This window comes from Serratia sp. M24T3 (assembly GCF_000257645.1).
Lineage (GTDB): Bacteria > Pseudomonadota > Gammaproteobacteria > Enterobacterales > Enterobacteriaceae > Rouxiella.
On the sequence record NZ_AJHJ01000043.1, the window covers coordinates 26,869 to 37,873 of the forward strand.

General features: G+C 51.9%; 9 protein-coding genes. All 9 read left to right on the forward strand.

The features are described from left to right. Positions 1 to 5: 5 nt before the first annotated feature. The 9 genes from pbpC to bamB all read left to right on the forward strand — a co-directional run bounded on the left by pbpC (position 6) and on the right by bamB (position 10,824). On the forward strand, positions 6 to 2,351 hold the full coding sequence (gene pbpC / locus SPM24T3_RS21555; RefSeq protein WP_009638952.1) for a peptidoglycan glycosyltransferase PbpC: 2,346 nt from the start codon (positions 6 to 8) through the stop codon (positions 2,349 to 2,351). Between the two features lie 181 nt (positions 2,352 to 2,532). Beyond that, positions 2,533 to 2,958, forward strand: coding sequence for a nucleoside-diphosphate kinase (ndk, locus tag SPM24T3_RS21560; RefSeq protein WP_009638953.1), 426 nt, complete (start codon positions 2,533 to 2,535; stop codon positions 2,956 to 2,958). A gap of 235 nt (positions 2,959 to 3,193) precedes the next feature. Next, positions 3,194 to 4,429 (forward strand): bifunctional tRNA (adenosine(37)-C2)-methyltransferase TrmG/ribosomal RNA large subunit methyltransferase RlmN, encoded by a 1,236-nt coding sequence (locus SPM24T3_RS21565; RefSeq protein ID WP_009638954.1) that lies wholly within the window; start codon positions 3,194 to 3,196, stop codon positions 4,427 to 4,429. A gap of 94 nt (positions 4,430 to 4,523) precedes the next feature. Continuing rightward, positions 4,524 to 5,291, forward strand: coding sequence for a type IV pilus biogenesis/stability protein PilW (gene pilW, locus SPM24T3_RS21570; RefSeq protein ID WP_009638955.1), 768 nt, complete (start codon positions 4,524 to 4,526; stop codon positions 5,289 to 5,291). After that, positions 5,281 to 6,288, forward strand: coding sequence for a cytoskeleton protein RodZ (rodZ, locus tag SPM24T3_RS21575; RefSeq protein WP_009638956.1), 1,008 nt, complete (start codon positions 5,281 to 5,283; stop codon positions 6,286 to 6,288). The genes pilW and rodZ overlap by 11 nt, the downstream gene beginning before the upstream one ends. A 162-nt stretch (positions 6,289 to 6,450) precedes the next feature. Continuing rightward, complete coding sequence (gene ispG / locus SPM24T3_RS21580; protein WP_009638957.1) at positions 6,451 to 7,572, forward strand: flavodoxin-dependent (E)-4-hydroxy-3-methylbut-2-enyl-diphosphate synthase; 1,122 nt, start codon at positions 6,451 to 6,453, stop codon at positions 7,570 to 7,572. A 150-nt stretch (positions 7,573 to 7,722) separates the two neighbouring features. Then, on the forward strand, positions 7,723 to 8,997 hold the full coding sequence (gene hisS, locus SPM24T3_RS21585; protein ID WP_009638958.1) for a histidine--tRNA ligase: 1,275 nt from the start codon (positions 7,723 to 7,725) through the stop codon (positions 8,995 to 8,997). Positions 8,998 to 9,010: 13 nt separating this feature from the next. Continuing rightward, positions 9,011 to 9,631: a YfgM family protein gene (locus SPM24T3_RS21590; RefSeq protein WP_009638959.1), complete on the forward strand. Its 621-nt coding sequence runs from the start codon at positions 9,011 to 9,013 to the stop codon at positions 9,629 to 9,631. 11 nt (positions 9,632 to 9,642) lie between these two features. Beyond that, positions 9,643 to 10,824 (forward strand): outer membrane protein assembly factor BamB, encoded by a 1,182-nt coding sequence (gene bamB / locus SPM24T3_RS21595; protein WP_009638960.1) that lies wholly within the window; start codon positions 9,643 to 9,645, stop codon positions 10,822 to 10,824. The last annotated feature ends 181 nt before the right edge of the window (positions 10,825 to 11,005 follow it).

Consider the following 11,005-nt stretch of genomic DNA (forward strand, 5'->3'; position numbering starts at 1 on the left):
AAGCAATGAGCCAGGCGGAGGGCGTGCGAACCTTTTTTGGGTTCAGAGTCGTGCGATTCTTCCTGTTGCTGCTGGTAATGGGAGCCGCGCTGCTGTGGGCGGCAAACCGCATCTGGCCGCTTCCTTTGCAGGAACTGCCGGTTGCCCGGGTCGTCACGGCAGAAGACGGCACGCCGCTTTGGCGCTATGCCGACGCTCAGGGGGTATGGCGCTATCCTGTGCGTCTTGAAGAGGTTTCGCCTTATTATTTACAGGCGCTGCTGACTTATGAAGACCGCTGGTTTTGGGATCATCCCGGCATTAATCCCCTGTCGCTGCTGCGCGCCAGTTGGCAAAATATTCGCGACGGCGACATTGTTTCTGGCGGTAGTACATTATCAATGCAGGTGGCCCGACTTATCAGTCCACATCCACGTACTTTCGCAGGTAAATTACGCCAGATTGCACGCACCTTTCAGCTGGAATGGATGCTATCAAAACGGCAGATCCTCGAAATTTATCTTAACCGCGCACCTTATGGCGGGACTTTGCAGGGAATCGCCGCAGCGAGCTGGACCTATCTGGGCAAGCCACCTTCAGAGCTGACACCGGGAGAGGCTGCGCTGCTGGCGGTATTACCGCAGGCGCCGAGCCGCTTACGTCCGGACCGTTTTCCAGAACGAGCCAGGGCTGCCCGAGACAAGGTACTCGCCCGATTGGCCGAGTATCACGTCTGGTCGCAGAAAAGGGTTGATGATATTCGACAGGAGTCAATCTGGCTGGCGCCGCGTCAGGTGCCGCAACTGGCTCCGCTGCTGGCAAGGCGGCTGACTAATCATAATCATCTCGACGTGATAACCACCACGATTGATGCCACCTTACAGCGACAACTTGAGGAGTTGGCGGCAGGCTGGAAGAACCAGCTGCCGTCGAAAACCTCCGTAGGCGTGATCGTTGTTGAAAGTTCTACCATGAAGGTAAAGGCTTATCTGGGGTCGGTGGATTTTAAAGACGACAGCCGCTTCGGCCAGGTCGATGCGGTCAGTGCCTGGCGTTCGCCGGGGTCAACCCTTAAACCGCTGCTTTATGGTCTGGCGCTGGATGATGGCCTTATTGCGGCAGAATCATTGCTTCAGGATGTCCCACGGCGTTTTGGCGATTATCGTCCCGGCAACTTTGACACCGGTTTTCACGGGCCGGTCAGTGCCAGTGAGGCGCTGGTCAGGTCGCTGAATCTCCCCGCGGTTCAATTACTCGATGCCTATGGGCCAAAGCGTTTTACCGCCAACTTACGCAATGCCGGGGTAGCACTGCGTTTTCCACCTAACAGTGACCCCAGTCTGGCAGTGATTTTAGGTGGTACCGGCGCGCGGCTCGACCAGCTTGTTGAGGCCTACAGCGCTTTTGCACGCGGTGGAAATGTAGCAAGATTACGTTTTGAACCTCGGCAGCCTTTAATCGAGCGCAGGCTTATGTCACCGGGTGCTGCGTGGATTGTGCGACGAATTTTAGGCGGACAGGCTCAACCCCAGCCCGATGATACCTTGCCCGGCAGTGTTCAATTAGCCTGGAAAACCGGCACCAGTTATGGTTATCGAGATGCCTGGGCGATGGGCGTCAATCCGGGTTATATCATCGGCGTTTGGGTAGGGCGACCCGACGCAACGCCGGTTGCAGGGCAGTTTGGCTATGCAACAGCGGTGCCGGTACTCAATCAGGTGAACAACCTTCTCACAGGCTCGACGCGTTTTAATCAACGAATGTCGGTAGCCGATCCGCGCCCGAAATCCGTGGGTATCACCACGCTTTGCTGGCCCGGTGGTCAGCCGCTGCCTGCAGGGGATACCAACTGCCGACAGCAACGTAATAGCTGGATATTAGACGGCACTGTGCCGCCAACGCTCGCAGCACCCGGCCAGGAGTCGCAGGAAGGCAGTCTAATCACGTTGTGGATAAACTCGCACGGTAAGCAGGTTGCCGCCAACTGTCCCGACTCTCACTCTTCGCAAATCGCCCTTTGGCCAACTCCGCTGGAACCGTGGCTGCCGCAAGAGGAGCATCGCAGTCAGCGGTTGCCAGCCCACGACGCGTTTTGTCCACCATTGGGCAAACCGGCCGTGCAGCCGCTGTTATTGCTTGGGATCCGGGATAACGCGATTCTCAGACCATTGCCCGGCAAGAACAGTATTGATTTGCGCATTGAGTCTCAGGGCGGATCAGGGCAGCGCTGGTGGTTTTTGAATGGCGAACAAATCGCGAGCGGGGCGGACAGTCGACATTTTCAGACAACCCTGAGTCAGCCCGGTAAGTACCAGCTCACGGTGCTTGATGAGGGCAGTCAGGTAAACACGCTGAATTTCACCCTTGATTAATGAAATTCTTTATGGAAAATGCGGCTTTTGCGCCAAAAAGTGAATCAGTGACATATATTTTTAATCAAATGTTGTTATTCCTGTAGGCAAGCGTTACTTCGCCCCCTATAATCGGCGCCATTTTCCGGCAGTGTTAACATTTAAATTAACCGGCCCCACCTTAAGTCAGACAGAGGTTTTTATGACTATCGAACGTACTTTTTCTATCATCAAGCCAAACTCCGTTGCTAACAATGACATCGGTGCTATCACTGCTCGTTTCGAACGTGCTGGTTTCCAGATCATCGCTTCTAAAATGATCCGTCTGAGCAAAGAAAAAGCTGAAGGCTTCTACGCTGAGCACAAAGGCCGCCCATTCTTCGACGGTCTGGTAGAGTTCATGACCTCTGGTCCAGTTGTTGTTCAGGTTCTGGAAGGCGAAAATGCCGTTCAGCGTAACCGTGACATCATGGGCGCAACCAACCCAGACAACGCTCTGGCTGGTACTCTGCGTGCTGATTTCGCTGACAGCTTCACTGCTAACGCCGTTCACGGTTCTGACGCGGTTGAATCAGCACAGCGCGAAATCGCTTACTTCTTCGACGAAAGCGAAATCTGCGCTCGTTAATAAGAAGTCAGGCATGAGTAGGCCAGGATGGATTCACTCGCAGATACAATAATTTTGTATTGACGGGCTTTCATTCATAGCTACTCCGCCTTAAAATTTGTACAATACTGCGCCCCAGGAGTTACGCTCTTGGGGCGCAGTTTATTTTCTGGTGGTTTGAGCAACAAGCATTGGTGGGTTAACGCGACCCGCACTTCCTTCGAGCCATAACGTGTAACAACGAGGCCAATAAAGCATGTCGAATACTATCGAATTAGATATCCCCGTTCTTAGTTCCAACGAGATCGACTCCCTGAACGTCATCCGTGCAGAAAACGCAGCCATAGCCGAACTGGCTGAGAAATCTGCGGCACCGGTGAGCGCCAAAATTAATCTTCTGGACCTGAACCGCAAGCAAATGCGCGAGTTTTTCCTCAAAATGGGTGAAAAACCGTTTCGTGCCGATCAGGTTATGAAGTGGATGTACCATTACTGCAGCGATGATTTCGAGGATATGACCGATATCAATAAAACGCTGCGTGAAAAACTGGCACGCGTTGCCGAAATCCGCGCCCCTGAAGTTGCCGTGGAACAACGCTCTGCCGATGGCACCATCAAATGGGCTATTCAGGTTGGCAATCAGCAGGTTGAAACCGTTTATATTCCTGATGGCGATCGCGCCACGCTGTGTGTGTCTTCTCAGGTAGGCTGCGCGCTGGAATGTACTTTCTGTTCCACCGCACAACAGGGCTTTAACCGCAATCTGCGTGTTTCAGAAATCATCGGTCAGGTCTGGCGCGCCGCTAAAATTATCGGTGCTGCAAAAATTGCCGGTACTCGTCCAATCACCAACGTGGTGATGATGGGCATGGGTGAGCCACTGCTTAACCTCAACAACGTGGTTCCTGCAATGGAGATCATGCTGGATGACTTCGGTTTTGGTCTGTCTAAACGCCGTGTAACGCTTTCAACCTCCGGTGTGGTTCCTGCTCTTGATAAACTGGGCGATATGATCGACGTCGCGCTGGCAATCTCTCTGCATGCACCAAATGACACTATTCGTGATGAAATCGTGCCGATTAATCGTAAATACAACATCGACACCTTCCTGGCTTCGGTAAATCGCTATTTGGGTAAATCGAATGCGAATCAAGGACGCGTTACCGTTGAATACGTTATGCTTGATCATATCAACGACGGTACCGAGCACGCTCACGAGTTGGCCGAAAAGCTGAAAGATACTCCGTGCAAGATTAACCTGATCCCATGGAACCCCTTCCCGGGTGCTCCATACGGACGTAGCTCCAACAGCCGCATAGACCGTTTCTCTAAAGTATTGATGGAATATGGTTTTACTGTCATTGTGCGTAAAACACGCGGTGATGACATCGATGCAGCCTGCGGTCAGTTGGCAGGTGAAGTCATTGACCGCACCAAGCGTACTTTGAAGAAAAAAATGGCTAATGACGCTATTATGATGAAATCCATGTAATTAGGCTTCTTTTGTAGCTCAAACGACCTAATTTAGGGTTGCGATTTTAAGCTTGCGTTTGTCTTCTAATCGGTAGCAGGTAAAAGGGTTTAGAATGGCGATAGTGCAGTGGCAGTCGAAGGGATTTTTCGCCGCGAGTCTGGCAGTTTGCCTGCTGGCAGCCTGTTCCAGCTCAAAGCAGCCGCCGGTCGAGGCCGCCTCTGGCGCACCTCAGACGCAACTTCAGTTGGGAATGGATTACTTGAAGCAGGGCAATATTCCTGCTGCTAAAGTCAATTTGCAACAGGCCGTGGATTCATCGCCACAGGATTATCGCAACCAGTTGGGGATGGCGTTGTACGAGCAAAAAATCGGCAACAACGATGCTGCACAAAGCCGCTACCAGCAAGCCTTTAAGCTCGCTCCGCAAAATGGAACCGTCCTGAATAATTACGGTGCGTTTTTGTGTAGTTTAGGGCAGTATGTACCGTCACAACAGCAGTTTAGCATCGCTGCCAGCTTGCCTGATTCCGGTCCGGTTGCTGACAGCCTTGAAAATGCGGGCTACTGTTTTCTGAAGGCTAATCAGAATGATGAGGCAAAAATGTTACTGAGCCAGGCTTTGAAACACGATCCTGACAAAGGCGCACCGCTGATTACTGAAGCCAACAGGCAGTACAAGGAAGGTAATCGCGCCGACGCGCAACTTTTACTGGATGTTTATCAACATGTTCTGCCGGCCAGCGCTGACAGTCTTATGTTACAAATTCGTTTCGCGGCGTTAGCCGGCAATCCAGATAGCGTTCAACGTTATGGAAAGCAGCTTGCGCGGAATTTTCCACAATCCCAACAGTACCAGCACTTCTTAGCTAATGAATACTGAAGCCACTCAAGATAAAAGTACTAAAGTGACAGCGGGCGAGCGCCTGCGTCAAGCTCGTGAGCAGTTGGGACTCAGCCATCAGGCTGTGGCGGAACGCCTTTGCCTGAAGCTTTCGACTATTCGACAAATCGAAGAGGGAACTACGCCGGCAGACTTGGCGCCGACTTTCCTGCGCGGTTACATTCGCTCCTATGCAAAACTGGTCCACGTTCCTGAAGAGGAGTTGGCAACGTTAATTGGCAAGCAAGCGCCAATCAATGTGCCAAAAGTGGCGTCTATGCAGGGTGTTTCATTACGCAAGTCACGCAAAAAACGCGATGGCTGGCTGATGGGCTTTACCTGGCTTATTGTTTTCGTAGTCCTCGGCCTGACCGGTGCATGGTGGTGGCAAAATCATCAAGCGCAGCAGGAAGAGATTGCCAATATGGCAGATCAATCGACCGCGCAGCTGAACCAGAACAACGCTCAGGGGCAGTCTATTCCTCTGAACAGTGGTGATACTTCTTCACAGAACACAGCAACGAACGCAGCTCAGCCAGCCGCTCCAGCCGATACCTCTACGGGTAATGCTGCTGCTCCACAGGCTCAGAACTCGATTCCGCTGAACACGACACCAGGCTCTGCTACCAATGTTGGCACTGCACAGACTCAGCAACCTGCTGCGGATCAAACCAGCCAGCCAGCTCCGGCTGAGACCCCGTCTTCTACATTGCCTACTGGCGATGCTCAGGCCACTACTGCTGCAGCTGATGCAGACGCTGTGACCATGACCTTTAAATCAAACTGCTGGTTGCAGATTGATGATGCCACTGGCAAATCATTGTTCAGCGGGATCAAGAAAGGAGGAGAAACTCTGAGTGTTAAAGGTAAAGCTCCTTACAAGTTGAAAATCGGTGCACCTGGTGCGGTTGATATTCAATACCAAGGTAAGCCGGTTGATCTAAGCCGTTTCGTTAAATCAAACCGTGTTGCTCGTCTGACTTTAGCTGCGCAGTAATAATACTAAAGTGCTGGCAAGGTCATTGAAGCTACAGCAAGGCAACGAGTGAATGAATCCCGATGAGCTGACCTCGGTCAGTAAGTCGGGTGAATAAACGAAGACAACGCAGCTGTAGCTTTATGTACCAAGGCAGATAGGCAACGATGGAGAAGAGTAAAAATGCATAACCAAGCACCCATTACCCGTCGCAAATCAACAAGGATTTACGTCGGCAAGGTGCCTGTCGGTGATGGTGCACCAATCGCGGTGCAATCAATGACCAACACCCGCACCACCGATGTCGAGGCAACCGTTGCTCAGATTAAATCTCTTGAGCGTGTTGGCGTCGATATTGTTCGTGTTTCTGTTCCAACCATGGACGCAGCTGAAGCCTTCAAGCTTATCAAACAGCAGGTTAACGTTCCATTGGTTGCAGATATCCATTTCGACTACCGTATCGCGCTGAAAGTTGCCGAATACGGGGTTGACTGCCTGCGTATCAATCCAGGCAATATCGGTAATGAATCGCGTATTCGCGCGGTTGTTGACTGCGCCCGCGACAAAAATATTCCTATCCGTATCGGTGTTAACGGTGGCTCGCTGGAAAAAGATCTGCAGGAAAAATTTGGCGAACCTACGCCTCAAGCCCTGTTTGAGTCCGCGATGCGTCACGTCGATATCCTCGACAGGCTTAACTTTGATCAGTTCAAGGTTAGCGTGAAGGCCTCTGACGTCTTTCTGGCCGTTGAGTCTTATCGTTTGTTAGCCAAGCAGATCGTTCAGCCTCTGCATCTTGGTATCACTGAAGCTGGTGGTTTGCGCGCCGGTTCGGTTAAATCTGCCATTGGTCTTGGTCTGCTGCTGTCTGAAGGGATCGGCGATACGCTGCGTATCTCTCTGGCTGCCGATCCTGTCGAAGAAGTCAAAGTTGGATTCGACATCCTCAAGTCGCTGCGCATTCGATCGCGCGGGATCAACTTCATCGCCTGTCCGACCTGTTCGCGTCAGGAGTTTGACGTGATCGGCACGGTTAACGCGCTGGAACAACGTCTCGAAGACATCATCACTCCAATGGATATTTCGATTATTGGCTGTGTAGTTAACGGTCCGGGCGAAGCACTGGTGTCAACTATTGGCGTAACTGGCGGTCACAACAAAAGCGGTTTCTACGAAGACGGCGTTCGTCAGAGAGACAGATTCGATAATGAGCTGATGATCGATCAGCTGGAAGCCAAGATCCGGGCTAAAGCGGCTCTGATGGATCAAAGTAAGCGCATTGTTATCAATCATCTCGAAAAGTAACCTTAGCACGTGCCGCAATGCCGGCACGCCTGCCCATTTGGGCTGAGTTAATCTGAACCCGATATGAAGTGTTGATGTATCCGCATTGAACCTGAGGATGCAAAACACCTATAATCGGGTTCATTTTTATAAAAAAGATAGAGAACTGACGTGGCAAAGAACATCCAGGCTATCCGCGGCATGAACGATTATCTGCCTGCCGACACCGCTTTATGGCAACGTATTGAAGGCACGCTCAAGCAGGTCCTTGGCACTTACGGCTATAGCGAAATCCGTATGCCGATTGTAGAGCAGACCCCGTTATTCAAACGCGCGATCGGTGAAGTTACCGACGTGGTTGAAAAAGAAATGTATACCTTCGAAGACCGCAACGGTGAAAGCCTGACTCTGCGTCCGGAAGGTACTGCTGGCTGCGTTCGCGCCGGTATCGAGCATGGTCTGCTGTACAATCAGGAACAGCGTATGTGGTACATCGGTCCGATGTTCCGCTATGAGCGTCCGCAGAAAGGTCGTTATCGTCAATTCAATCAGCTGGGTGTCGAAGTGTTTGGCCTTAACGGCCCTGACATCGATGCCGAGCTCATCATGCTTAGTGCTCGCTGGTGGCGTGCGCTGGGTATCGCGGAAAACGTATCTCTTGAACTGAATTCGATTGGTTCGCTGGAGGCTCGTGCCAACTATCGTGATGCTCTGGTTGCCTTCCTTGAACAGCATAAAGAACAGCTCGACGAAGACTGTAAACGTCGCATGTACACCAATCCGTTACGCGTTCTGGACTCTAAAAATCCAGAAGTTCAGGCTTTGCTGAACGGCGCGCCGGAGCTGGCAGACTATCTCGACCAAGAATCTCGTGAACACTTTGCCGGTCTGTGTGAACTTTTAAGCCTTGCAGGTATCCCATATACGATTAATCAGCGTCTGGTGCGCGGTTTGGACTACTACAACCGCACAGTGTTCGAGTGGGTGACGACCAGTCTTGGCGCGCAAGGTACCGTGTGTGCCGGTGGCCGTTACGACGGTTTGGTTGAACAACTTGGTGGACGCGCTACACCGGCAGTAGGTTTTGCAATGGGCCTTGAGCGTTTAGTACTGTTGGTTCAAGCGGTTAACCCTGATTTTAAAGCACCTGCCACGGTCGATGCCTATGTGATTTCTTCCGGTACGGGTACGCAAGGTGCGGCTATGCAGCTGGCTGAAAAGCTGCGTGATGTACTGCCAGAGCTTAAAGTCATGACTAACTACGGCGGCGGAAACTTTAAAAAACAGTTTGCCCGCGCCGACAAATGGGGGGCGCGTATCGCCCTGGTATTAGGTGAGGACGAAGTCGCGGCTCAGCAGGTAGTAGTTAAAAATCTGCAAAGTGGTGAGCAAGAAACGCTGGCGCAAAGCGATTTGGCTGTGCGTCTGGCCTCGATGTTAGGTTAAGGAGAAGGACCACGTGGAAGTCTATACCACTGAAAATGAACAGGTTGATGCCGTCCGCCGCTTCTTTGCCGAAAACGGTAAAGCGCTGGCCATTGGTGTCGTGCTGGGTATTGCTGCGTTAGGTGGATGGCGCTATTGGCAGTCTCATGAGAATACCGCTCTGACAGAAGCCTCAGCCTCATTCCAGCAAGCTACAAACGCATTGACGGATAACAAAGCCGACGGCGTTGCCAATTTAGAGAAGTTTGCCCAGAACAACAGCAACAGCTACGGCGTTTTTGCAGCTTTGCAATTAGCTGACCACTTCGTTCAGGCCAAAGACTTTACCAATGCTGAAAAGCAGCTGAACCAGGCGAGCCAGCTTTCCAAAGACGAAAATTTATTATCACTGGTTAACTACCGTCTGGCACGGGTTCAGTTGCAGGAAAACAAACTGGATGACGCGCTGAAAACCCTCGACAATGTTAAGGGTGACGGCTGGATGGCGATGCAACAAGAGGTACGTGGTGATGTTCTTCTCGCGAAGGGCGACACCAAAGGTGCCAGGGATGCATACAGTAAAGGCCTTGATTCCAAGCCATCTCAAACGCTGCAAACTATGCTGCGTATGAAATTGAATAATTTATCCAGCTAAGGGGAACCCCGATGCAATTGCGTAAAACTCTCCTGGTGGGATTAGTTTCCGTCGCCTTCCTGAGCGGCTGTTCCCTGTTTAACAGCGAAGAAGACGTCGTTAAAATGTCTCCGCTGCCAAAGGTTGAGAATCAGTTCACACCGACAGAAGTGTGGAGCACTTCCGTGGGTGATGGCGTAGGCGAGTATTACTCTCACCTGCACCCGGCCTGGAAAGACAACACTATTTACGCTGCCGATCGTTTTGGTACCGTAAAAGCGCTGGATGCCAACAACGGCAAAGAGAAGTGGAAAGTCGATCTCTCTGAAAACCCTGGCTTCTTCTCCAGCAACATTTCCGCCGAGCTTTCTGGTGGTGTGACTGTTGACGGTTCCAACCTGTATATCGGCAGTGAAAAAGCTGTTGTTTACTCGTTGAATACGGCCGACGGTAAACTTGCCTGGAAAACCACGGTAGCAGGTGAAGCGATTTCACGCCCTGTTGTCAGCGACGGTCTGGTATTAATCCACACCGGTAACGGCATTCTGCAGGCATTGAACCAGAAAGACGGGACCGTTGCCTGGAGCGCCAACCTTGATATGCCAACCTTGTCCTTGCGTGGCGAATCTGCCCCTGCTACGGCATTTGGTGCGGCTATCGTCGGCGGCGACAACGGGCGTGTCAGCGCAGTGCTGATGAAAGAAGGCCAGATGATTTGGCAGCAACGTATCTCTGAGCCGAGCGGAGCGACTGAAATCGACCGCCTGAGCGATATCGATACCACGCCAGTTATCGCAAACGGCGTTATCTATACTGTTGCTTACAACGGCAATCTGGTTGCAATGGATCTGCGCTCAGGCCAAATTGCCTGGAAACGTGAAGTTGGCTCGGTGAATAATATCGTTGTCGACGGCGACCGCATTTATATGGTTGACCAGAATGACCGCGTTATGGCCCTTAACACTGAAGGCGGCGTGACTATCTGGACTCAGAGTGCGCTTCTACACCGCAACCTGACCGCGCCAGTGCTGTACAATGGCTTTATTGTGGTCGGCGATGCCGAGGGTTATCTGCATTGGATGAACACTAACGACGGACGCTTTGTCGCCCAGCAGAAAGTGGACTCATCTGGCCTGCTGAGCGCGCCAATTGTGGCAAGCGACAAGCTGGTGGTGCAGGCCAAGGGCGGCGAGGTTTACTCCTTCAAACGCTAATACCCTTCGCCTTTGACGCTGTAGCTGCGTTGGTTTCGCGAGTGCGCCCCGGTCACTTACTTATGTAAGCTCCCGGGGACTTACTCACTTGCCGCCTTGCTACAACGCCAATGACTTTGGGTAAATATATCCTTCGCGTTTGATGCTGTAGCTGCGTTGGTTTCGCGAGTGCGCCCCTGTC